The organism is Myxococcus sp. CA039A (genome assembly GCF_013336645.1).
In the GTDB taxonomy this organism is placed as follows: domain Bacteria; phylum Myxococcota; class Myxococcia; order Myxococcales; family Myxococcaceae; genus Myxococcus; species Myxococcus llanfairpwllgwyngyllgogerychwyrndrobwllllantysiliogogogochensis.
The window spans coordinates 1-22757 of the sequence record NZ_JABUMQ010000177.1; the positions used below are offsets into that span (position 1 = coordinate 1).

Genomic DNA, 22757 nt, shown 5'->3' on the forward strand with positions numbered 1-22757 from the left:
GCGCGAAGCCATGCGCCTGCGCACGCCCATCACCGACGAGACCTACAACCAGGTCTTCACCAACCTCCAGAACGCCAATGCCGTCGTCGCGGAGCTGGGGTTGGCCGGTGCCAATCCGCCCTGGATGGAGCTGCTTCCCGCCAGCGCCGGAGACCCCTGGAACTACCTGCGCCTCGCGCCGAACGACATGCCGGCCGCCGAGAAGGCCAGCGCTGATGGCGAGGTCTACGTCGACTACCCGGAGCAGAACAACGTCCGCTACCGCGTCTTCGTGCGCGACGATGTCGACGACGGCAACCCCCTGGCGGACGCGAACGGTCAAGTCTGGGTGGCCGCCGTGGGCGAGGTGCTGAGCCGGGAGGGACGCCCCACGCGGTCCGTCGTCCAGGCCCTGATTCGCAACCAGTCGCCCCCCATCATCGTGTCTCCTGGATGTCCCCAAGGCGGCTGCGGCGCCGACAACACGCACAGCCCCTCGCAGAGTGGCGGGGGCACCGCCCCTGACATCACCATCGAACTGCCCCCCAATCCCTGAACATTTCTCGCTGTCTTGCGAGTCCGCCCATGAAACGACTCCCGCTTCTCGCGCTCCTGCTGCTTCCTGGACTCGCCGCGGCGAATCCCGAAGGCCAGAGTGCTTTCAACAATACCTGCGCGAGCTGTCACACCCTCACACCGCAGCCCTCGAAGAGTGCATTGAAGGCACAGAAGGCGGGCCACGCGCGTGTCACGACACCCGCGCGGTCTCCGTTGGAGCGCCGGGTCGAGATTGGCAAGCTCGTGAAGGAGCGCTCCAGCGCGGAGCTCCGCACCTGGATTACCGCGCCCAGCGAGGTCAAAAAGGAGACCCGTTGTGACACACGCGGGATGAATCCGACCGACCTGGACGCGTTGGTGGCCTACTTGAAGACCAGCTCGCGGCCGCCCCCGCTGTCTCGCGATGACCAGCTTCGCCAGCAACTCCAGAATGACCTCGCCGCCCGCCGCGCGAAGCAGCGGCTCGAGGCGCGTGAGTCCTCCCGTCCTGAACAGGGGAAGAAGTGATGAGAATCCTGACCCGTGCCCTTGCCGTGCTCAGCCTGCTGGCGGCCCCGCTCGCACCGGCCCAGAACGCCACCAACCTCTGCGAGGACCACCTGGCGGTGGACAAGCAGCAGACGTTCAGCGGCACGATGGAGCGCGACCCCGGCGAACCGAACGCGACCATCAACGTCGTACCGGGACGAGGGGCGCCTGAAACCAACGCCACCAACCTCCAGCTCATCCCCCCGGAGCCCCTCAACCCGGAGAAGATCTTCTTCCCGTACGACCAGCGCGTCACCATCAGCTACGTGTTCGAGTCCGCCGGCGCCTCCCACGCGCTGGGCTACATGTTCCTGGATGACGCGATTGATGCTGATTACGTGGACGAGGATTCTGGAGCGCTGCTCGACCTCAACGCCAACGGCATCTTCGACCTCCACGAGGACCTGTTCAACATGGCGCCCACCACGGGCCCCATGACGCGTCCTTACGTTGGCAAGGCAGGTACACGCCGCTGCAACAAGCCCTTTACCTCCGGCGGGCTGAACTACACCGAACCGGAACTCGCCATGAAAGACAACTGTGACGCCACCTTGGAACGGCGCACAGGGGAAACCGGCCCCCGAGCAGGACTCGCGGATGCCCGCCCAGGCCTGGGGTCCACCCATATCGATACAGACCAGGTGGGTGTCGCCCTGGGCAACGGGAACAATGTTGTGGGGGAAGGCTTCTCCGACCGGGGTCTGTTTCCCCGCATCCCCAACCTGCTGGAGCCCAAGGACCCGGAGAACGGCGGCAAGGGCATCGGGCAGATGGTCTTCCTGCTCGCGGACGATGATGACCGGACGGAGACCTACGGCAAGCTCTCGTCCATCCCCGACAGCTCAACCACCTTCAACGGTATCCCTGACTACAACGTCTCCAACTATGACAACCGGGGCATCCTGGTGGACCCGGGCAGCCGGGACAATGTCATCGACATCCGGGACCGCACCGTGGACCTGGGCCCCATCCCGGGTGGCAAGGAAATCGTCTTCTTCCTCATCGTCTACTACGACTCCCCCCATGGGCCGAACGAGGGCACCGTCTATCCCTGCCTGAAGCAAGCCAGTGACGGGAAGTGCCTGTTGCACATCCGCTCCCCCATCTCCGTGTTCTTCTCCAAGTCGGCGTGGAACATGGACCAGAACTCCACGAGCAATCCCGCGGTGGCCGAGCGCAACATCGGCTGCGAGTACGTGGATTCCTGCAATGCCGACGACCAGACCAGCATGGCCGCTGAGTGCCTGCTGCAGGACAACTCGAAGAAGATGTGTGGTTGGTTGGATGACGACACGCTGGACCGCCTGGCTTCAGAGGCGACGTACGGCCAGTTGGTCATGCCCAAGGAGCCGGTGACGATTCCTCGCCCCGGGGGCAACCGCAATCCCATGCCCCACGTCATCGTGGGAGCGCCGTCCACCGACCCCTTCCGATGGATTCTGGGGTTCGAGGACCTTCCCGGCGGCGGTGACCGCGACTTCAACGACGTGGTGTTCGTCATCAACAAGAAGAATGGCGGCACCGAGCGCTCGGCGAGCCTCTCCGGGGACATCGACCTGAGCGATGCGGCGGACTTCGTCATCACCAAGGTGCGCTTCGGGCGCTATGACGACGCGGCGCCCTACCCGGGCTACCCGGCCAGGTGCTCCACTCCTCCGTGTTGGACGGAGACGACCCCGGGCGCCTGCAAGCTGCCTGGCCGCCAGCCGCCCACCATCGAGTACTCGGTGGCGGTGGACTGCCACAACGTGGTCTTCGAGAACGGCGCATGGGTTCGCAAGCCGAACTTGAACAGGCAATGGATTCCGGTGCGCTTCCCGGCCAACTCCCCCAACTCGACGGAGCTCGACCTGCTGGACATGGGATTCACAGGCTCGCAGTTGTGCTGGAAGGTGGAAATCACCAGCCCTGATGACCGGTGTGTTCCTGTCGTCGACAACGTCAACGTGGGCTATCAGGCCGTCAGGGCGGGAGCGTACTCGCGCTCATCACCCTCCACCGTGGGCAACGTCATGCTCTGGGGCGTGAACGAGACCCCCGGAAGCGCCTGGGGCAAGTCCTGGCCCGGCATCGGGCAACCCGAGGCCAGCACGCGCCTCTATGACGACCGCAAGGATTACTCGCTGCGTGGCCGGCTGTACCTCGCCTCGCGCTATGACCCGGAGAACCCCACCGTCGCCAACTTCATGGAGCGGTGGGATGCGGGCAGGGTCATGGCCATGAGCCTCCGGGGCTCCGCCGATCCGCTCAACCGCAAGCTCTACACGCAGGCCGCGGATGACAGCCGCGCCACGCTCGAAAACGACATGAACGGCGCCAACAGCGTCCTCTTCCCCGACTCGCTCTGCAACGAGCAGGTCGCTGGAAAGTACCTCTACGACATCAACAACGACGGCCGGTGTGGCACCCCGACCATCGCTTCGCCCGCGATCAAGCACATCCCGGAAGACTTCAACGACCGGAACGTCTTCCGCGAGTGGCTGTATGGGTGGGAAGACCACCAGGCGCCAGGTGCCACCAACGTGAAGCGCCCCTGGCCCGTGGGCGGCATCAACCTGTCCACGGTAGCCGTGGCCGTCCCGCCCTACCTGGACTCATGGGCGCAGAACGCGCCGATAGACGAGCGCGACCTATATCGTCGCAACTTCATGAGGACCCTGGAGCAGCGGCCCACCGTGGCCTACGTGGGTACGATGAATGGCTTCCTGCACGCCTTCGAGTCGGGTGCCTTCCGCGTCGACGCCAATGACACGTGTAGCCCGGGCAAGCTCCAGGCCAATGGCTACTTCAAGCCCTCCGGCGCCGGCTGCGCCCCGCCCATCACCCCGCGCGACTACGGCAACGCCACCGAGAAGTTCGCGTACCTGCCGCGCACGCTGCTCGACCGCTACCGCTACCTCTACGTCAAGTACCAGGGCTCGGCGGAGAAGCCGAAGCCGCAGATGGACGCCTCGCCCACCATCGCCAACGTGGACTTCGGCGGCCTTGGCGCCAAGTGGACGCTCCCCAGCCCCGTGCAGGCGACCGACCGCCCCCTGAAGGGCGCCCGGACGGTGCTCGTCTCCGCGACCGGCAAGAGCAGCCCCGCCGTGTTCGCGCTCGACATCACCCGGCCTGACAGCGCCGAGTACCCGATGCCGTTGTGGGAGTTCAATCTGAACGACAACAACATCCTCGGCGCGTTCACGGATGCAGCCGATGACGACGACGACGTTCTGCTGCCGGACAACTCTGGTTCCCGTCACAACCCGTCCGTGGTCCGCATCAAGTGGGGGGACGAGTCGGCGGGCAAGTGGACGGCCATCGTCGGCACGGACTACAAGCCCGCATCGGGCCGCTCCGGCACGATCTACCTGCTCGACATGACGACAGGCAAACCCCTCCGGAAGGGCAACGGCAACCCGGGCAGGTACGCTGGCGTCATCACCCTGGACGAGAGCTCGGGCATCGCGGGTGCGACCGCGGCGGTGGACACCAACCGCGACGGCGAATACGACGTCCTGTACGTGCCCACCACGGCGGGAAGCGTGTACCGCATCAACCTGGACTCCGTGGACTCGGGCGGCAAGCTTGGACGCCAGGTCAAGACGTGCAAGATCGCCAGCGCTCCGGTGGCGGCCGCGACCCACCGCGACGCGGCGAACAACCCGGCTGGCACCGAGATCTACCAGCAGATTCACGCCAACCTGGCGATCTCGGTGGTGCGCAGCGGCGCCGCGCCTCGGGTCCGCTTCTACTTTGGCACCAGCGACAGCCCGGACGAGTTCAGCGACGGTCCCCCGAACAAGGACAACTATCAGTACCACCTGATGGCCTTCGAGGACACGGACCCCAGGGGCACCGGGGCTTGTGCCCTGCTCGACCCCCTCTGGGTCTCCCCGCTGGACGCCGGCCAGGCCGTGTGGGGCGGCGTGGCGCTGGGCGGTGACAAGGTTTTCACGACCACCGCCGTGGGCACGACCGCGGACCTCTGCAACCTGAGCGAGGACGAGAGCGGCAAGCTCTATTCGACGTCCCAGACGCCGGATGGCAATGGCAGCGTGGCGCAGACGAGCGTGGCCCTGACGGGCCATGGCATCAGCGCACCGGTGGTCCAGGGCAGCCAGGTCATCGTGCTTCCGTCAGGTGGTCCGGGTGGTGGCAGGCCCGAATCGCGTGGCGCCCTTATCCCCCCGGGGGTCAACGCGAATGACTCACGCTCGCGTATGCTCATCTACGACCCCATCCCGGATGGAAGGCTGCCACGATGAAGTCTCCGCGGTTCCATACCTCCAGGGGCGTCACGCTCCTGGAAGTGCTGGCCACCATGGCCGTGATGCTGGTGGGCATCGCGGCGGTGATGACGCTGGTGACGCAGATCAGCGCGTCCAACCGGCGCACCCTCACCGCCACCCAGGCGCAGTTGCTCGCCGAGCGAAGGCTGGAGACCATCACCGCCATGGGATGCTCACCCGCGCCCAACCCGTGCAGCAACCTGGGGTTCCTGGACAACACGCGCGAGCGTGTATGGCAGACGGCCGCTGGGGACCTGCTGCCCGCGAAGCCCACCAATGGCGCCGTCGCGCGTGAGTACGAGGTGGCGGTGGACCTCGACAGCAACGCCCTCGGGGGCTCCATCGAAAATGGCGCGGCGGGATTTCCACCCGTGAATCGGGACCTCGGCGGGGTGGCCAACAGCCCCGGTAACGTCGTCAATGTCCGCGTCTCGGTGAGCTGGATTGAGCCGGCACGCACGGGACGCCAGGTGGTGGTCCTCCAGACGCGGGTGGCGCCATGAGCGGGTCTCTTCGTCGCAAGAGGGGCTTCACGCTGCTGGAGGTGATGATCTCCAGCGCCATTGGCGTCATCGTGCTCGGAGTGGGCCTGGTGGTGGGCATGCAGATGCAGCGGCGTGCCCTCTTCGAGGAACAGACGATGGTGGCCCAGGTGACGGGGCGGGCGGTGAAGGACCTGCTCACCCTGGACGTGCAGCGGGCCGGTATCGGCATGAGCAATTCGCGCATCCAGTTCGCCGATGGAGACCAACGCTTCGCGATTCAGAGCTGGACCGGGCTGGACATGCGGGTGGCGACAGGGCCCTTCGCGTCGGACCTGGGCTTCTCGCTTCCCACCAACGCGCCCTATACGGATATGGCGTCGGACGTGCTGCAGTTGTTCTGGGGTGACCCTCGCAGCATGATTTCGCTCACGGGCTGTGACGGTGGCATCGGCAGCAATGTCAGGGCAGGAGCGGAGCTGTGCACCACTCCGAACCCGCCCACGGTCCTCAAGCCGGCCGCCGGACCGCCAACCCCCATCCTCGTCGCGAACCCCACCCAAGGTGCCCTGGCCTGTCACTTCAGGCTCACGGATGTTCGCGCAGGGGATGCCCGGGTGGTGGCGAGCCCGGGCCTGGGCATCGCCAACACCAACAACGGTCCCTGTTCCGACCCCCTGGACCCCTTGTGGCAGCGGGCGGGGTGGGTGGCCATGCGCACCGTGAGCGCGGCCTACCGGGTGAACTGGGCGGGAGGCAGCCCCGCGCTGGAGTACATGGCTCCCGGCGCGAACACCTGGGCGGTGGTGAGCCGGGACGTGGAGCAGATGACGGTTCGCTATGGCGTCATCAACTTGAACCTGCCCAACAACGCCTACCGGTGGTTCCCCGCCGTGCCTGGCGGGACAAGCATCGACCAGTGCACGATGAATGGCACCACGGCCTGCACCGTGGACGTGTTGGTCTCGGACGAAACCCCGGTCACGACGAATGAGGAACTGCGTGCGCGCCTGCGCCAGCGGGTGCGCGAGGTGGAAATCACGCTGGTCATCCGGACGCCACGCTCGGACCGGTCGGTGGTGGACCCGGCGAAAATCAACGTGCCAGACGATGACGGCTTCCCGCAGGATGGCTTCAAGCGGCGGACCTATACCCTCCGGGTGACGCCCAGGAACTTCGTATCAGCGGGCCTGCAGCCCGCGGCGGGGATATGAGGATGATGCGCGCACGCGGAATGACGCTGTTGGAGTTGATGATCGCGCTGGCGGTGGTGGGGCTGATGCTGTCCATGGCGTTGATGGGCATCCAGCGGCCCATCGACGGGCAGCGTGAGTCGGCCGCGACGCGGGAGCTGTGGTCCTCCGCGCTGCGGGCGCGTCAGCGCGCCATCGCCACCAACCAGCCGGTGCGCATCGTGGTGGAACCCAACATCACGATGCCGGACGGAATGGTGCGAACGGTGGCTCGCTGGGAGCGGCTGACGTGCGGCAACAACTGGGACAACAACACCTGTCCCCAGATTGCCTGCGTCAACGCCACGTGCCGGACCAACGCGGCCTGCTGCTCCGAGGTAGGGCCCGACGTCATCATCCCGGACACCATGAATGCCGCCTCGGTGCACGGGCTCTGCTACCTGCCAGGCATGGGCCGCGCGGTGCGGCCCGGAAACCTGGGCTGCATGCAGGGTCAGCTCGACAACACGGCGGCGCTCGCCGCCGCGGCCCCGGGCAACCTGCAGCTCAACTTCAACGCGGAGTCGGGCCGCCCTCGCAGCCTGCTCATGGTGGAGCCCCTCACCGGTCTGGCGTCGCTGCTCGACTGCGACTCCAAGCAGGCCGAAAACCTTTCCGTGCCCGCGTGCACCGCGCAGCCACCACCTTACTGAGCACTCCGTCAGGCGGGGGAGGCCCCGCGGCTTCACCCGCTGACAGACACGAAGTCCCCATGGGCCCGAGTCTCCTCACGGAACTCGGGCCCGTTTCGTTTCGGGCCCTGGCGGCCCCAGCGCATCGGGAGCACTGGAGACACGACGGGCTCGCGGCATGGAAGAGCCGCGAGCCCGTGGGACTTCCGGACAGGTGGCCTACGGGGCCAGCGCCTCGCGGCACTTGAGGCACACGTCGCCGCCCTGCCCCACCGCTTCCGAGTACGTCCAGCAGCGCGGGCACTTGTGGCCCAGCGCCGGCTTCACCTCGGCCAGCACCTTCACGCCTTCACCGAAGACGCGCGTCACGTCCAACGACGTCGCGTCGATGCCCTCCGCGTCCACCAGCTCCACCTGGCTGGTGATGAAGAGGCCGGGCAGCTCGTCCAGGTGCGCCTTCAGGAACTCCCGCACCGGGGCCGACGCCATCAACAGCACCCGCGCCTCCAGCGACGCGCCAATCCGCTTCTCGCGCCGAGCCGCCTCCAGCACACCCTGCACCGCCTCGCGCAACGCGAACAGCTTCGCGTAGCGCTCCGCCAGCGCTGGCTCCAGCTTCGCGCGCGCCTCCGGGAAGCCCGCCAGGAACACGCTCTCCGTCGCCTTGCCCGGCAGGAAGCCCCACGCCTCCTCGGCGGTGAAGCTCATCACCGGTGACAGGAGCCGCAGCAGCACGGAGGCCACCTCGTGCAGCACCGTCTGCGCACCCCGCCGCGCCTTCCCATCCGTGCGCCACGTGTAGAGGCGGTCCTTCAGGATGTCGAAGTACACCGCCGACAAGTCACCGGCGCAGAAGTCCACCACCGTCGCGTAGACGAGGTGGAACTCGTAGTTCTCGTACGCCTGCTTCACGCGCGTGACGACTTCCGACAACCGGCCCAGCGCCCACTGGTCCAGCGGCAGCAACTCCGCGTACGGCACCGTGTGCAGCGCCGGGTCGAAGTCATACAGGTTGCTCAGCGCGTAGCGCACCGTGTTGCGAATCTTCCGGTAGCCCTCCGACAGGCCCTTGAGAATCTGGTCCGACAGGCGCACGTCGTTGCGGTAGTCGCTCGCCGCCACCCACAGGCGCAGCACCTCCGCGCCGTACTGCTGGATGATCTTCTCCGGCGCCACCACGTTGCCCAGGCTCTTCGACATCTTCTCGCCCTTGCCGTCCACCACGAAGCCGTGCGTGAGGCACGCCTTGTAGGGCGACATGTCGCGAGTCCCCACCGCCACCAACATGGACGAGTGGAACCAGCCCCGGTGCTGGTCGCTGCCCTCCAGGAAGAGGTCCGCCGGAATCCGCTGACGGCGCTCCAACACCGCGGAGAACATGCACGCCGAGTCGAACCACACGTCGAGGATGTCCGTCTCGCGGCGGAACTCCCCGTGCCCACAGCGCGAGCACTTGAAGCCCTCGGGCAGGAAGTCCTTCACCGGCGTGCGGTACCACACGCCCACGCCTTCCTTCTCGACCTGGGCCGCGACTTTCTCCATCAGCTCCGGCGACACGAGCGACTCGTCACAGCCCTCGCAGTACGCGATGCAGATGGGCACGCCCCACGTGCGCTGACGGCTGATGGTCCAGTCCGGCCGCGTCTCCAGCATGCCCCGGATGCGGCTGTGCCCCCACGAGGGCACCCACTCCACCTTGTCCACCTCCGCCAGCACCTCCTGGCGGAACGTCTTCTCCCCGTGGAACGGCACGTCCATGGGGATGAACCACTGGTACGTCGCGCTCAGGATGATGGGGTTGTGGCAGCGCCAGCAGTGCGGATAGCTGTGCGCCACCGTGTCCTTCGCGTCGTTCAGCAACGCGCCCTTCTCCACCAGGACGGCGATGACGAGCGGGTTCGCCTCGAACACGCGCTTGCCCGTGAGCGCCTCGCCCACCGTGTCGTCGTAGCGGCCGTCCGGGCGCACCGGGTTGTAGATGTCCAACCCGTAGCGCAGGCCGACCTCGTAGTCCTCCTGGCCATGCCCCGGCGCCGTGTGCACCAGGCCCGTACCGGCCTCCAGCGTCACGTGCTCGCCCAGGACGATGCGCCCCCGGCGCGCGTAGAACGGGTGCTGGTACGTCAGGTGCTCCAAATCCTGGCCCTGCGCGTACGCGAGGATGCGCGACGGGTCCACCAGCGCCGCCGCGGACACCTCGCCGCCCGGCAGCTCCACGTGCTTCACCGCCAGCTCGTCCGACTTCACCTCCGCCAGCACCTTGGGCAACAGGTCCTTGGCCACGCAGATGACGCGCGAGCCCAGCTGGTAGAAGACGTACTCCAGCTCCGGATTGACGGCGATGGCCAGGTTGGCCGGCAGCGTCCACGGCGTCGTCGTCCAGATGGCGAAGGCGACGTCCTTGCCCTTCAGCGCGGGCACCCGCTCGGCGATTTCAGGGCCGGCCGCGAAGGCCACGTACACGGACGGAGACTCGTGCTCCTCGTACTCCACTTCCGCCTCCGCCAGCGCCGTCTGGTCATACAGACACCAGTACACGGGCTTCTTGCGGCGGTAGAGCATGCCCCGGCGCGCGAAGACGGCCAGCTCACGGATTTCCTGCGCCTCGTAGGCGAAGTCGAGCGTCTTGTAGGGCGCGTCCCACGAGCCGAACACACCCAGCCGCTGGAACTCCGCCTTCTGGATGTCGATGAACTCCAGCGCGTACGCGCGGCACTGCTCCAGGAAGGCGTCGCGCGACAGGGTGCGCTTGTCCACCTTCTTGTCCTTCAGCCGCTTCTCGACGGCCTGCTCAATCGGCAGGCCATGCGTGTCCCAGCCCGGGATGAAGTCGCACCGGCGGCCCACCTGGTTGCGGTACTTCACCACGATGTCCTTGAGGACCTTGTTGAGCGCGTGGCCCGCGTGGAGGTGGCCGTTGGCGTAGGGCGGGCCGTCTGGCAGCACGAAGGGCTCACCCGCCGCGTTCTTCTCCAGAATCTTTCCCCAGATGCCCCGCTCCGCCCACCAGCCGAGCATCCGTGGCTCGAGCTGCGCCAGGTTCCCCTTCATCGGGAACTCCGTGCGCGGCAGGTTGACCGAGTCCTTGAAGTCCTTGTCCTGGGAGGGCGTGTCGCTCATGTCGACAGCGCCCGTAACACGCTCGGTTCAGCGCTTCAATCACCCGCGGGCTTCGCATCCTCGGGAGAAACGGTGCGCCGCACGATGATGACGGCCAGCCTGCCATCCTTGGCCGGGGTCAGCTTGAGCTGCATCTCGTCCTGGCTGGAGCGATACACCCGGGGCTCGACTTCCTCGAAGCCCGCCTGGGTCAGCTCGTTGCGGTAGAAGACCTCCACGTCCGCCGCCTTCGCGCTCACCGAGTAGACGAGCGTCCGCGCCCCCTCCATGTCCGTCTGCATCATCCCCGCGCCCCCGGGATAGATGGGCGCGACGTTGGACTGCGGACGCGGCCCCTGCGACAGGTCCGCCTGTCCCAGGAACACCGTCGTCGTCCCGTCCGGATTGGGCTGGAGGATGGCCGTGTAGGAGACGAAGGCGCGCGTGTCGATGGCGGTAATCATCGGCTCGCGCAACAACTGCGGCTGACGCGACTCCGGCGGGACATGCAGCCCCCACAACAGGAAGCGGTCCACCAGCGCCTGGAGGATGTCCTCCGGCCGCGCCTTGCTGCGCACCGCGCTGAGCTTCACGGGGACGCCGCTGGAGAGCACCGGCTGCGTCACCTCCACCACGCCCACGACGCCGGGCACCTCCCACTTGAAGGGCGTGCGCTGGGCGGCGGCCTGTCCGGCGGACAGCAGCCCCCACACCAGCAGACCCCAGGCTCCGCTCCTCACGCGCGCCATCTAACGGACCCGTCCGCTCTTGCCCTTGCGGGGCGACTCCAGTCCCTCCGGGTCCACGCAGCGCTCCGCGCACTCGTTGAACTTCTTGTCCTGCTTCTCCTGACAGCGGAGGGCGCAGGACTGGAAGGGCCCGGGCTTCGTGGGGTCGTCCGAGGGCGAGGGACACCGGTCCATGCACGAGCGCATGGTGGCGTCGGCCTTGGTGGTGCACTCCATGCTGCACTGGTTGCCATCCGCCAACGCCAGCTGAGCCATGAGCACGGCGCCCAGGCCCAGCATCCAGCGCCCACCCGAGAGGGACACGCGCGTCATCTCAATCACAGTCCTTTCCCAGGAAGCAGCCGCCATTGCCGAAGCGCTCCAGGTGAGCCGCGCCATACGGGAACGTGGTGACGCCGATGATGGAGCCCGGCGTCGTGGGCCAGATGCGGGAGATGGGGTCCATGAGGGGCGGGGCCTGGATGAAGTTGACGACGTCCTCACCCGCCGCGCTCATCCAGAAGGTCTTCTCCATCATGCCCAGGCCCACCATGGCGAGCGCCGTGGGAGGCAGCGGGTTCCAGAACAGCGTGGCCTGCGCCAGGTTGCTCGCGGCGGTGGGGATGGGCAGCGTCGTCGGCGCGTAGGTGGACCACACCGCCGCGTGCATGGGCGCGTTCGTGCAGGGGATGAGCTGGTCCTGCATCAAGATGTTGCAGGTGGCCGACTCCAGCGGGCCCGCGAGCCCCCAGTCATCCACGAGCATGGAGAAGCGGCCGTTGCAGGTGCCGCCCACCGCGCGGCCCACCGCGCAGACCCGGAGGTTGGTGAGGGAGTTGTCCAGGTTTTGCTTCTGGTAGAGCGCGCCGTCCGAGGGGCCGTCAAGGAACGAGCTGGGAAAGCGCCAGGTGCTCAGCGTGGCCTGGGCGCCGCACGCCGTGCCGCCGTTGTCCCGGTAGACGAGCCGGGTGGGAATCGCCCCCGTCCAGCCCACGCCCACGTCCATGCCGCAGCGCACCTGCATGCCGGTGCCCTGCGTGAATACCTGGGTGATGCGGCCGGCGCCCGGAGCGGAGGACAGGCCCTTGAAGTCCGAGTAGCGCGCCTCGGCGTTCGCGGCGGCATCCCGCATGGAGTCCTCCGCGTCGTCATACGAGACGGGGATGGTGTGCATCTCCCCGTGCGTGCCATCCCACAGCGCGGAGACCGCGGCCTCCTGCACCTTCAGCGACAGGAAGCCCACCTCCGCGAAGTGGATGCCGAAGGCGATGATGGTGACGAACAGCGTGGTGCCGATGGCCGCTTCGAGCAGGGCCTGGCCCCGAGCGTTCCGGCGCTGACGACGAGAGCGGCGCGGTGTCATCACTGAAGCCCCTTGAAGCCCGCGTTGCGCAGCTCCTGGAAGGTCTGCGCCGCGACGGGCGAGCTGATTCCCAACGTCCCGATGGCGTCGCGCACGCCATTGTTGTCGATGTCCGCGCCCACGAGCGTGGCGCGCCAGTACGGATTGAGCAGGTTGGGCGGCTCGCTCCAGTGGTGGAAGCCCAGGCTCTCACCGCGGTGGTAGTAGGCGATGCCCGTGGACAGCGCCGTCTGCGTGCTGTTGGGCGTGCCATCCGCCAGGTTGAAGCTGGTCGCGTCGTACACGTTGCCCGCGCTTCCGGACTCGAAGCGGTAGCGGAAGGACAGGTCCCACGGGTCCAGCTTGCGCGCCATCAAGTCTCTCTGGACGACGGCGAAGTTCTTCGGCTGGCCGTAGTTGTTGCCCTCGCCGTTGAGCAGCAGCGTGAGGTTGTAGTCCAGGAACGGCGGCCAGATGCCAGGGCACGACGAGGGCCCACCCAGGCAGGGCGCCAGCATGTGATTGAAGGGGCCACCGGCATCAGCACCGCCCGTCCACCTGTGCTCGGGCCGGGGCATGAAGCCCCCCGACGACACCAGGGACGCCGTGGTCGACTGGGTCCCCGCGACGCTCGCGGGACAGGCGACGGGGTTTCCGCCATGCAGCAGGTGGTTGTACATCCAGCCGATGCGGCCCTGCTCATCTCCCGTGAGCGCGGGAGCATAGGGAGGCAGCAGCGGCACCTTCCGCCCCGGCTTGCCGAAGTACGTCGTCCCGTTGGTGGTGGGCAGCACCGTCACATCGTCCGGAAGCCAGATGACGAAGTCCAGGTTGGCCTGGTGCGCGGTGTAGTCCCCCAGTCGCCACTGGCGGTGGGTGACGAAGTGGAAGCCGCGGCTGCCCATGGCCGCGTTGACGGCGTGCGCGACGGTGAGCGGCAAATCACAGACGGCGCCGTCGTCCGTGCAGGCGATGCCGCCACTCAGCTCGCCCTCGTTGACGCCGCCGATGTCGGGCACCCTCCAGGCGGAGTCCCCCACGAACTTCCCCGGACCCTCGATGTTGCGCAGAATCCTGTTCGTGAAGTGCTGGCTCCCCAGGGCGTCGCGCAGGTCGCGGTAGTTGTCCTGCTGCGCGACGTAGAACGCTCCCTGCGCGATTTGGTGCGCGAGAATCTGGAGGTTCACCATGAAGTCCATGGACTGGAACACGGCCTCCACGCGCGCCTGCTCGATGCGCAATTGCGTCTGGAGCATCCCCAGGTCGGACACGCCCTGGCGCCCGCAGCGGCACTTCTCCCGACACCACGAGCTCTTCGCGGCGCAGGGACAGCCGGTGGCCATGGCCAGCTGGTAGGGCTTCTTGCCAATGCCGAAGCCCGTGTTGGCCGCGTTGAGCTGCGCGCGGTAGAGGCTGGCCCAGCTCACCAGGCTGGTGGCGCCCGCCTGCGCCACCGCGTGGCCAATCTGCGCGCGGTTCATCACCGCGATGTTGTTGAAGGTGCGCGCGGTGGCCACCGCGTTGGAGTAGGCCGCCGCGTCCGCCACCGTCTGCAGTTCGATGCGCTCACGCACCTTCATGGAGAAGGAGAGCGTCATGGTGACCATGAGCACCATCAACAAGGTGCCCAGCACGAACAGCACCAGCGTCTGACCGCGAGACAGGGAGCGCTTCATCGGGGGCAGTCCATGGTGGCGAAGTGGCGCCGCTTGGCGGGCGTCAGCATCCGCATGGTGAAGCTGGTTTCGATGGGGAAGACGTACTCCTCGCGAGCCACCCGCGAGGCCAGCTCGGAGCGGATGTCACCCGCCAGGTTGAGCGGCGTGGAGAACTCCCCCGCGTTCCAGTTGGCGTTGCGCTCCGCGGGCATCAGCGGATTGGCGGCCGTGTAGTCCTGGATGCCCATCTGCGCCATGAACATGCGCGACATCACCCAGTTCGCGAACGGGATGCGCATCGGGTACCAGTAGATGAGCTGCACCTCCAGCCGCCGCAGGTGCCCCGGGTCGTCGAACGCGCGGTCCTGCGGGCCGTCGATACCGCCCCCCACCAGCGCCCGGTTGATCCACACGATGCCGCCGGTGTGCACGCCGTCCAGGCCGCTCCGGTAGCGGTTGTCCCGGCGCGCGCCAAAGGCCGCCGCCAGCTTCGCCGGCGCACCCCCCCCGCCACCATGCCGCACCTCGTCGGTGGCGCTCGACATGCCCAGGAACGAGTGGAACGAGGGCAGCAGCGCGAGGATGGCCGCATGGGTCATCCGCTCGCACTCGCCATGCGCCACGCTGCCCGCCCGGGTCGCCTGGAACGCCGCGTACTGCGCCAGCACGCGCGCCTGCAACATCAGGAACAACTGCAACGTGCCCAGCAACAGGAACACCACCAGCGGCAGGGTGATTGCCGCCTCCACCATGGCTTGTCCTGACTGGCCAACATTCCTTCGAGGGTAGGAATTCATGGCAGCACGCATGTTCCAGGGATTTACCCCCCAGAAGACATACGTCAACTTGCCCGTCGCAAAGGGGCTGTCTCCCAGTCAGCGCTACAGGCCGGGCAGCGCGTGTGTCACGTGTGTCACGGGAATCCCCCGGGGTGCGGCGACCCCAGGGGCGTGGATCAGCGTGATTTCATGCCCTTGGTATCGAGCTGATACTTCTTCACCAGCCGCTCGATGGACTTCCTGTGCAGGCCGCTCTCCCGGGCGGCGCGGGAGAGGTTCCCCTCGCAGCGGGTGAGGACGCTGGTGACGTACTCCCGCTCGAAGTTCTCCAGGAGCTGCTCCTTGGCGTCCTTGAAGGACAGGTGCTCGTTGAAGGGCAGCGGCCCCTCGCGGGCCTGCCCCCGCACCCGGGGCGGGAGACTGGCTGGCTGGATTTCTTCGCCCTCGCTGAACGTGAGCACGTGAGACAGGACGTTCATCAGCTCGCGCACGTTGCCCGGCCACGCGTAGGACATCAGCAGGCTCATGGACTCCGCGGAGAAGCGCTTCTTGCCGTGCTTGAGGACGACCTCCGGGTCCGCGAGGGCTTCCTTGAGGATGAGGGGGATGTCGTCGCGGCGCTGGCGCAGCGGCGGGAGCTGAATCGTAATCACCGACAGGCGGAAGTAGAGGTCCTCGCGGAAGTTGCCCGCCTGAATCTCCTTCATCAAATCCCGGTTGGTGGCGGCGATGACGCGGCAGCTCACCTCGATGACGTCGTTGCCGCCCACGCGGCGCACCTCGTGGTTCTCCAGCACCCGCAACAGCTTGGGCTGCAGGTCCAGGCGCAGCTCGCCCAGTTCGTCCAGGAAGATGGTGCCGCCGTGCGCGCGCTCGAAGGCGCCGGGGCGTCCGCTCACCGCGCCGGTGAAGGCGCCCTTCTCGTGGCCGAACAGCTCGCTCTCGATGAGGTTGGGCGGGATGGCGCCGCAGTCGAGCACCTCCATGGGCGACTTGTTGCGACCCGACAGCTCATGGATGGCGCGCGCCACCAGCTCCTTGCCGGTGCCCGTCTCGCCCTGGATGATGACGGAGACATCGAGCGGGGCGATCTTCTTGATGAGCCCGAATATCTGGCGCATCTTCATGCTCTGGCCGACCATGCCGCACAGCTCGCCGTCGCGGTCCGGCTCGATGGTGACTTCCTCATCCAGCGGCGCGAAGGTCAGCACGGACGAGCCCGCGCGAATCTGCGAGCCCGGTGAGAGATAGGCCCGCTCGATTCTGCGGCCGTCCAGGAACGTGCCGTTGGTGGAGCCCAGGTCCACCAGCAGATAGCCGCGCTCGGTGAACTGGATTTCGAAGTGGTGGCGGCTGGCGGTGCGGTCCTCCACGAGCACCAGGTCATTGCCCGGGTGCGCGCCGCAGCGCAGGCGTTCCTTGTCGCTGACGACGGAGCGTCCGGTGTCCGGCCCGGAGGCCACGGCCAGCCGACACTTGTGGAGCTTCACCGTGGTACGCGGGTCCACCACGAGCGTCTCTCCCAGCAACGGAGAGTGGGCAAGGTCTAACCCGGCGGCATCTCCGGGGCTGGTGTGGATGTCGTCGGGATGCGGATCTGTCGCGCTCATCTGCGTTCGAGGATAGCAAACGCGAACCACGTCACCCGCCCCGTCCGGCGGTACATGGTACGCTCGGGTGCTCCGCCCATGTCTCCCCGAAAAATCCAGCAGAAGAAGGCCCCGGCCACGCCTGGGTCCCCGGCACCCGAGCGCCCCGCGCCGCGTCGTTCACGCGTGAAGAAGACGGTGGCCATCCTGTCCCGGAAGCGCTCGCTCTACTCGACACGCCGGTTGGTGTCCGCCATTCGGGAGCGGGGCCACCGGCCGCTGGTGCTGGACACTCTGCGTTGCTGCCTGCTGCTCGCGCAAGGCGCACCGCGCATGACGTACCGCGGTGTGGAGATGAAGGGCGTGGACGTCGTCGTGCCGCGCATCGGCGCGTCCATCACCGCCTATGGGCTGGCGGTGGTGAATCACTTCGAGATGATGGGTGTTCCGGTACTCAACCCTCCGTCGTCCATCGCGCGCAGCCGAGACAAGCTGCGCGCGCTCCAGTTCCTGTCGCGTTCCGGACTGGACATCCCGCGCACGGTGATGGCGCATGACCGCAGCAACGTGCGCCGGCTGGTGGAAGAGGTGGGTGGGCTGCCCGTCATCATCAAGCTCATCAAGGGCACGCAGGGCGTGGGGGTGATGATCGCTCACACGCTGCCGGAGGTGCAGACCATCCTGGACACGTTCTGGGACCTGGGTCAGGAAATCGTGCTCCAGGAGTTCGTCGCGGAGAGCGAGGGCCGCGACGTGCGCGCGCTCGTGGTGGGCAGTCGGGTGGTGGGCGCGATGCGTCGCAAGGCGAAGAAGGGCGAGTTCCGCTCCAACATCCACCGCGGCGGTGAAGGGCAGGCAATCGAGCTTCCTCCCGCGTACATGGAAGCCGCTGTGCGGGCCGCGAACATCATCGGCCTGGAGGTCGCCGGCGTGGACATGCTGGAGGGCCACGCGGGACCCCGGTTGATGGAGATCAACTCCAGCCCTGGCTTCGAGGGACTGGAGGGCGCCACGGGACGGGACATCGCGGGAGAAATCATCGACCACGCGCTGGCTTACGCCGGGTCGAAGTCGGGCGGTCCGCAGGCCTTCGGAGAGTAGGCACGGAGGGCCGTGGAGGTTGCTCGCATGCCCTGAAGCAAGCGAGCAGCCTGGGCCACAGCTACCTCGCATGCTCCTCAGGAACACAGGAATGCATTCAGCGGCCGAGTGTCATGGGGAGTTGGCAGCAGCGCGGCGTGGCCTCTAATCTGGCGGCCCCCCATGAAAACGCTGCACAAGCCGCTGCAGATCACCGTGTACCAGGATGTGTTGTGCTCCTGGTGCTATCTCGCCGACCTGCGCCTGGACGTCTTGCGCCAGGAGTTGGGCGAAGCCGTCCGCTGGAGCGTGAGGCCTTATCCGCTTCGCGTGCACGATGTGCTTCCCACGGAGCGCGAGAAGCGCGGCCTCGTGGAAGAAGTGCAGCGCGCGCAACGCGAGTCGGACCAGACCGCTCCACTGTTGTCCACGGACCTGTGGCTGGGTGGAGACCCACCGCGCAGCAGCGTGCCGGCACTGGCGGCGCTCGAGGCCGCGCGACTCCAGGGACCGCAGGCGCGTGCCTTCCTCGCGCGGGCCATGCAGCGCGCCGCGTTGGAGCAGGGCGTCAACGTGTCGCGCCCGGACGTGGTGTTCGAGCTGGCGTCGCGCGTGGGCCTGGCGATGAACGAGTTCTCCGCCGCGTTCCGCTCCGAGGAGACGCGCCGGCTCATCCTGGATGAGCACCGCGACGCGACGGGCCGCGGCGTGCGCGGCGTGCCCACGCTCGTCATTGGCGGGCGGTGGATGCTGTGCGGTCTGCGCGAGCTGACCGAGTACCGCGAGCACATCCTGGCCTGCATGGGCCGGGTGGCCACGCCCCGCTCGGGTTCCTCCGAGCGGCTGGTGCACTGACGCACGTCCCGCACCGGGGCCCGCATCCCTTCGCGGGCCCCGACGAGCGACGTCAGACTTCTTCCGCGCCCTTGCTGAGCGACAGGTAGAGGCCGGAGAGCATCAGTTGGAAGAAGGCCAGGGCGGGGATGCCCGGCAGACAGCACAGGAAGATGCCCACGATGAAGATGACGGCGCCGATGAACAGGGTGCCGAGCATGCCCAGGCGCTGCCCCTGAGCGGCGGCGAAGCAGCGCTTCAGCGTCTCCACGGGCCCCGGGTTCTCCGCATCCACGAGCGCCGGCTGCATGAGCACCAGCGGCATGACGAGCCAGAGCCCCGGGAAGATGTAGAGCCCGGCGCCCACGACGAACGCCACCACGAGCACGTGCGGCGGCGTGTTCGAAATCACTGCGTTGATCGCCTCCTCCGACGAGCCCACCTCGGCGAGCGACACCCCCGACATCCCGACGAACACCGCGAGCGCGGCGCCGAAGCAGAGGATGATGACGGGGAGCATCACCGCGAACGACAGCAGCAGGGTGAGCAGGTAGGGCACCAGCTTGGAGAGCTGGGAGAACATCCGCCCCAGGTCGGCGCGCTGACCCTGGAGCACGTCCAGGCACATGCGGGTGATGCCGAGGGTGCCCATGCCCTGGATGACCCACGACAACACGGTGCCCACGATGACCATCAGCACGGTGACGGTGGTGCTGCCCGACAGCCCGCCGATGAAGGACAGAATCTGGGAGACGAAGCTGCCCACCATCGCGGCCGCGAAGAAGAGGATGGCGCCCACGCTGAGCATCACCCACTCGCGCTTGAACCGCTCCCAGCACACCTCCAGCAACCCGCCGACGGACCAGTTGTGGCGGTCCAACGGGAAGGCCTGACCCAGGCCCTCGCGCTCACGACAGGTGGGACAGTGCACCTGCGTGCCGCCCTCGCTGCACGTGTCGCACATGAAGTTGCCGCAGCGCGTACAGGTCCGCTGCGCGAGGTGATCCGGGTGCAACGGGCACATCGCCCCCCTGCCCCGACCAAAATCCGATTCCGACATGGGTGCCCTTCTCCTCGCGCGACGGGTCCAGAAAGCCCCGGCGCTCGCATCGCGCTCACACCGCACCTACACCAGCCGGCACGGTGTTCACCAGGGCACACCCCCGGTTAAAGAGGGAGCAGGCGGGCAAGAAGGAGTCCGGCGTGAATTTCCTTCCGGGCCGCCCGTCTTCAGCCCGTGGTCGCGAAGAGGGACTGGCTGGAAGTGCCCTTCGCACGGGAGACTCGTCACATGCGCCGACTGCTCGCACTCGCCATCCCTCTTGCCCTGATGATGGGGACGGGCTGCTACGCCCACTATCACGGCCCCGCCGCCCGCCGCCCCGTGGTGGCGGTGGTGGACTACCGGTTCTCGGGCGACCACCCCATTCCGGACCACGACGGTGGCGGCTGGTGCCCGTACGACCACGTCCACACGCACGGCTACCGCCCGGCCGAGACGCACTACGTCTACACGGACGACGTCTACTACTACCAAGGGCCGACGATGGTCTGGTACTGGGACTTCCACCTGGATCCGCTCGGGGCGTCGTGCGGCCTGCACGGGCGTCACTCGCACGACTACTACCCGAACGCGGGCCGGGCGTACCGCTGGGAGCGCAACCGCGGCTACGTGTATGACCGGACCCACGCCGCCTCCGCGGGCTACGGCTACAGCCGGGCCAGGTCGCGCCCCGCTTCTCGCGGCTCCGTGTCTCGCAACGACGACCGTCCCTCGAACCGGCCTCCTCCCTCCGGCACCGGCTGGGGCACCCAGCCTCCTCGCGGCGGCTCCCGATACGACGGGGACAACAACGGCGGCGGCTGGGGCGGCGGGAACAACTCGGGCGGCAACAACGGCGGTGGTTACGGCCGGGGCAACAGCGGGCGGGACAGGGATGATGACCGCGGCGGCTCGCGTCCCGGGCGCGGCCAGGGGCGAGACCGCGATGACGACAACAACGGCGGTGGCTGGGGCAGCTCCGGCGGCGGCAACAACGGCGGCTACGGCAACAACGGCGGGACGCCTCCGGGCGGCAGTGGCTCCAGCGGTGGCAGCTCCGGTGGTGGCTACGGCAACAGCGGCGGTGGCAGCTCGGGTGGCGGCAGCTCCGGTGGTGGCGGGTACAACGGCGGGACTCCTCCGAGCGGCAGTGGCTCCGGTGGCGGCAGCTCCGGTGGTGGCTATGGCCGAGGCAATCGCGACAACGACAACGACCGCGGAAACAGCAGCAACGGGAGCAGCGGTGGCGGACGCGGGAGCAGCAGCGGCGGCAGCAGCAGTGGAGGAAGCAGCAGCGGCGGCTGGGGCAGCGGTGGCGGACGCAGCAGCAGCGGCAGCAGCAGTGGCGGGAGCAGCGGCGGAGGCCGGAGCTCCGGTGGAAGCTGGGGCAGCGGTGGCGGCAGCAGCGCCCCGAAGAGTTCGGGTGGCGGCTCGTCGGCGCCGGGTGGTCGCGGTGGTTCCAGCAACTCCAAGGACAACAAGGGCGGCTGGCGCTGAGCCCACGGGCGGCACCCCCGCCCTCCACGGCTGATGGATTTCCGACACCGGGCTGCGTCCCTCGTGCTTCCCAGGCGAGTGACGGCCCGGTGTCTGTGTTTGCGGCGTCGGACAGGGGACGGAGCGTTCGCGGGTGGATTGCCGCTCGACGGGGGCATGGAAATGTTGCCGACCGATGAAGCGCCCAATCCTGCTGGCATCCTGTGTACTTCTCGGGCTCGTGTCGTCCGGCTGCGGCTCCGGCGGACCTGCTCCGGACCCCGGCTTCCAGACCGATGACGCCGAGTCGGTGGACCTGGACAACCTCCGCATCCGCGTCAGCGGGCAGGCGCAGGTGCTGCCCGAGGCCGCGCGACTGCTCACGTCCCTGGGACAACCGGTGCCCTCGCTCGGCGGCATGCCCGTCGCCATCGAGGAGCCGCTGCGCGTGGCGGTGAATGACCTCAATGCGACGTTCGGCACGGGCGCCATCGCCGAAGACGGCGCCTTCGCCGTGGCGGAGGTCCCCGTGCGCGAGGTGCACCAGGGGCTGGCCGTGGGACTCAACGGCCCGGGCTTCGTGCGCACAGTCACCGTCGTCTACGACAGCGTCTTCACCGGCGCGCGGCCTCGCACGGATGTCATTGAAGCGAGCGCCTGGGCCCTGCCGGAGCAGTTCCACGACGCGCTGTGCACGGCCATGGGTGAGCCGCTGCTGCGCGGCCACACGGAAGACCGGGCCCGCACCCTTCGCGACGCGGGCTTCGCGCTGGGCCGCGTCGTCGACGAGAACGGCCAGCCTCGCGCCGGCGTGCGCGTGGTGCCGGACCGGAGCGAGCTGACGGAGCGCATCTACTACCCGACCTCGGACCTGAACGGCGTCAACCAGGCGGGCACCTCCGCGGAGGGCCTGTTCCTCTACGTTCACACCGCCAGGGACGCGGAGACGTTCCGGCTGGGCGTGGAGGGCGAGGACACCTACGTGGCTCGCAACGTGGCGGTCGCTCCCGGTTGGGGCCTGGTGCTCACCCTGTACCCCGGACTGCATCCGCCCCCGTGAGCGGCACTCAGGCGGGCACCCTGCCCCGCCGTGCGACGCGCGAGGGGGCGCGCATGCGCATCCATGTCCCGGACAGGTGCGTGAGGAACGAGGCAGCGGGCCGCCGCGCGTGACACGGCCGCCCACCCTTGGCGGAAGCACCCGTGTGTTCCGGGGGGACGCCGATGAATCGGACCTGGAGGGCCCAGTCCCGCAGCCAGGCCATGGCCCGCGCGCTCGCATGGGTCGCGGTGGCGGGCGCGCCTCTGCTGGGGCTGCTCTCGCTCGCCGGCTGGGCCGTCTTCGCGCACTCACCGTGGCCAGAAGCCGCGGGCATGCCCATGACAGCGCCACGGACGGGCGTCGCGCTGGTGCTCGGAGGCGTGGCGCTCGGGCTGTACCTGCC

Annotated in this window: 19 protein-coding genes; 11 read left to right on the forward strand and 8 right to left on the reverse strand. The window is 68.0% G+C overall.

What is annotated here, in order from left to right:
• From HR086_RS27155 to HR086_RS27180, 6 genes are all read left to right on the forward strand, one after another.
• A partial coding sequence (locus HR086_RS27155) for a hypothetical protein (RefSeq protein ID WP_174467076.1) occupies positions 1 to 535 on the forward strand: 535 nt, incomplete at its 5' end.
• 29 nt (positions 536 to 564) lie between these two features.
• Entirely contained in the window at positions 565 to 1044 is a 480-nt protein-coding gene (locus HR086_RS27160; RefSeq protein ID WP_174467077.1) for a cytochrome c family protein, read from the forward strand.
• Positions 1044 to 5315, forward strand: a complete 4272-nt coding sequence (locus tag HR086_RS27165) for a DUF4114 domain-containing protein (RefSeq protein WP_174467078.1) — start codon at positions 1044 to 1046, stop codon at positions 5313 to 5315. The genes HR086_RS27160 and HR086_RS27165 overlap by 1 nt, the downstream gene beginning before the upstream one ends.
• Positions 5312 to 5842, forward strand: a complete 531-nt coding sequence (locus tag HR086_RS27170; protein WP_174467079.1) for a prepilin-type N-terminal cleavage/methylation domain-containing protein — start codon at positions 5312 to 5314, stop codon at positions 5840 to 5842. The genes HR086_RS27165 and HR086_RS27170 overlap by 4 nt, the downstream gene beginning before the upstream one ends.
• On the forward strand, positions 5839 to 7035 hold the full coding sequence (locus HR086_RS27175) for a prepilin-type N-terminal cleavage/methylation domain-containing protein (protein ID WP_174460118.1): 1197 nt from the start codon (positions 5839 to 5841) through the stop codon (positions 7033 to 7035). Before HR086_RS27170 ends, HR086_RS27175 begins: the two co-directional genes overlap by 4 nt.
• 2 nt (positions 7036 to 7037) lie before the next feature.
• Complete coding sequence (locus HR086_RS27180; protein WP_174460119.1) at positions 7038 to 7706, forward strand: Tfp pilus assembly protein FimT/FimU; 669 nt, start codon at positions 7038 to 7040, stop codon at positions 7704 to 7706.
• A 198-nt stretch (positions 7707 to 7904) separates the two neighbouring features.
• Here the strand turns inward: HR086_RS27180 and ileS are convergent, their stop codons facing one another.
• The 7 genes from ileS to HR086_RS27215 form a co-directional block, all read right to left on the reverse strand.
• Positions 7905 to 10805, reverse strand: a complete 2901-nt coding sequence (gene ileS / locus HR086_RS27185; RefSeq protein ID WP_174467080.1) for an isoleucine--tRNA ligase — start codon at positions 10803 to 10805, stop codon at positions 7905 to 7907.
• A 35-nt stretch (positions 10806 to 10840) separates the two neighbouring features.
• Complete coding sequence (locus HR086_RS27190; RefSeq protein WP_174467081.1) at positions 10841 to 11533, reverse strand: hypothetical protein; 693 nt, start codon at positions 11531 to 11533, stop codon at positions 10841 to 10843.
• Positions 11534 to 11845 (reverse strand): hypothetical protein, encoded by a 312-nt coding sequence (locus HR086_RS27195; protein WP_141644031.1) that lies wholly within the window; start codon positions 11843 to 11845, stop codon positions 11534 to 11536.
• A 1-nt stretch (position 11846) separates the two neighbouring features.
• Positions 11847 to 12875, reverse strand: a complete 1029-nt coding sequence (locus tag HR086_RS27200) for a pilus assembly protein (RefSeq protein ID WP_141644032.1) — start codon at positions 12873 to 12875, stop codon at positions 11847 to 11849.
• Positions 12875 to 14530, reverse strand: coding sequence for a TadE/TadG family type IV pilus assembly protein (locus HR086_RS27205; RefSeq protein WP_141644033.1), 1656 nt, complete (start codon positions 14528 to 14530; stop codon positions 12875 to 12877). Before HR086_RS27205 ends, HR086_RS27200 begins: the two co-directional genes overlap by 1 nt.
• Positions 14527 to 15264, reverse strand: coding sequence for a TadE/TadG family type IV pilus assembly protein (locus HR086_RS27210; protein WP_246137289.1), 738 nt, complete (start codon positions 15262 to 15264; stop codon positions 14527 to 14529). The genes HR086_RS27205 and HR086_RS27210 overlap by 4 nt, the downstream gene beginning before the upstream one ends.
• A gap of 203 nt (positions 15265 to 15467) precedes the next feature.
• On the reverse strand, positions 15468 to 16901 hold the full coding sequence (locus HR086_RS27215) for a sigma 54-interacting transcriptional regulator (protein ID WP_174457055.1): 1434 nt from the start codon (positions 16899 to 16901) through the stop codon (positions 15468 to 15470).
• Positions 16902 to 16979: 78 nt separating this feature from the next.
• On the opposite strand from HR086_RS27215, the gene HR086_RS27220 reads away from it, so the two are divergent.
• Both HR086_RS27220 and HR086_RS27225 read left to right on the forward strand, forming a co-directional pair.
• Complete coding sequence (locus HR086_RS27220; RefSeq protein ID WP_141644035.1) at positions 16980 to 17981, forward strand: RimK family alpha-L-glutamate ligase; 1002 nt, start codon at positions 16980 to 16982, stop codon at positions 17979 to 17981.
• 162 nt (positions 17982 to 18143) lie between these two features.
• A complete protein-coding gene (locus HR086_RS27225) occupies positions 18144 to 18815 on the forward strand; it encodes a DsbA family protein (protein ID WP_141644036.1) in 672 nt (223 codons plus the stop codon).
• 52 nt (positions 18816 to 18867) lie between these two features.
• Here the strand turns inward: HR086_RS27225 and HR086_RS27230 are convergent, their stop codons facing one another.
• Positions 18868 to 19854 (reverse strand): hypothetical protein, encoded by a 987-nt coding sequence (locus HR086_RS27230; RefSeq protein WP_174467082.1) that lies wholly within the window; start codon positions 19852 to 19854, stop codon positions 18868 to 18870.
• 231 nt (positions 19855 to 20085) lie between these two features.
• Here HR086_RS27230 and HR086_RS27235 point away from each other — a divergent pair, with 231 nt between their 5' ends.
• The 3 genes from HR086_RS27235 to HR086_RS27245 form a co-directional block, all read left to right on the forward strand.
• Complete coding sequence (locus HR086_RS27235; protein ID WP_174467083.1) at positions 20086 to 21333, forward strand: hypothetical protein; 1248 nt, start codon at positions 20086 to 20088, stop codon at positions 21331 to 21333.
• A gap of 175 nt (positions 21334 to 21508) precedes the next feature.
• On the forward strand, positions 21509 to 22372 hold the full coding sequence (locus tag HR086_RS27240; RefSeq protein ID WP_174457058.1) for a carboxypeptidase regulatory-like domain-containing protein: 864 nt from the start codon (positions 21509 to 21511) through the stop codon (positions 22370 to 22372).
• Between the two features lie 164 nt (positions 22373 to 22536).
• Positions 22537 to 22757, forward strand: a 221-nt coding sequence (locus HR086_RS27245) for a hypothetical protein (RefSeq protein ID WP_174467084.1), incomplete at its 3' end; no start/stop codon positions are given.

Excerpts from the sequence above, each read along its gene's own strand:
- HR086_RS27160 (WP_174467077.1), top strand. The coding sequence starts at position 565 with ATGAAACGACTCCCGCTTCTCGCGCTCCTGCTGCTTCCTGGACTCGCC.
- HR086_RS27165 (WP_174467078.1), top strand. The coding sequence starts at position 1,044 with ATGAGAATCCTGACCCGTGCCCTTGCCGTGCTCAGCCTGCTGGCGGCC.
- HR086_RS27170 (WP_174467079.1), top strand. The coding sequence starts at position 5,312 with ATGAAGTCTCCGCGGTTCCATACCTCCAGGGGCGTCACGCTCCTGGAA.
- HR086_RS27175 (WP_174460118.1), top strand. The coding sequence starts at position 5,839 with ATGAGCGGGTCTCTTCGTCGCAAGAGGGGCTTCACGCTGCTGGAGGTG.
- HR086_RS27180 (WP_174460119.1), top strand. The coding sequence starts at position 7,038 with ATGATGCGCGCACGCGGAATGACGCTGTTGGAGTTGATGATCGCGCTG.
- ileS (WP_174467080.1), bottom strand. The coding sequence starts at position 10,805 with ATGAGCGACACGCCCTCCCAGGACAAGGACTTCAAGGACTCGGTCAAC.
- HR086_RS27190 (WP_174467081.1), bottom strand. The coding sequence starts at position 11,533 with ATGGCGCGCGTGAGGAGCGGAGCCTGGGGTCTGCTGGTGTGGGGGCTG.
- HR086_RS27195 (WP_141644031.1), bottom strand. The coding sequence starts at position 11,845 with ATGACGCGCGTGTCCCTCTCGGGTGGGCGCTGGATGCTGGGCCTGGGC.
- HR086_RS27200 (WP_141644032.1), bottom strand. The coding sequence starts at position 12,875 with ATGACACCGCGCCGCTCTCGTCGTCAGCGCCGGAACGCTCGGGGCCAG.
- HR086_RS27205 (WP_141644033.1), bottom strand. The coding sequence starts at position 14,530 with ATGAAGCGCTCCCTGTCTCGCGGTCAGACGCTGGTGCTGTTCGTGCTG.
- HR086_RS27210 (WP_246137289.1), bottom strand. The coding sequence starts at position 15,264 with ATGGTGGAGGCGGCAATCACCCTGCCGCTGGTGGTGTTCCTGTTGCTG.
- HR086_RS27215 (WP_174457055.1), bottom strand. The coding sequence starts at position 16,901 with ATGAGCGCGACAGATCCGCATCCCGACGACATCCACACCAGCCCCGGA.
- HR086_RS27220 (WP_141644035.1), top strand. The coding sequence starts at position 16,980 with ATGTCTCCCCGAAAAATCCAGCAGAAGAAGGCCCCGGCCACGCCTGGG.
- HR086_RS27225 (WP_141644036.1), top strand. The coding sequence starts at position 18,144 with ATGAAAACGCTGCACAAGCCGCTGCAGATCACCGTGTACCAGGATGTG.
- HR086_RS27230 (WP_174467082.1), bottom strand. The coding sequence starts at position 19,854 with ATGTCGGAATCGGATTTTGGTCGGGGCAGGGGGGCGATGTGCCCGTTG.
- HR086_RS27235 (WP_174467083.1), top strand. The coding sequence starts at position 20,086 with ATGCGCCGACTGCTCGCACTCGCCATCCCTCTTGCCCTGATGATGGGG.
- HR086_RS27240 (WP_174457058.1), top strand. The coding sequence starts at position 21,509 with ATGAAGCGCCCAATCCTGCTGGCATCCTGTGTACTTCTCGGGCTCGTG.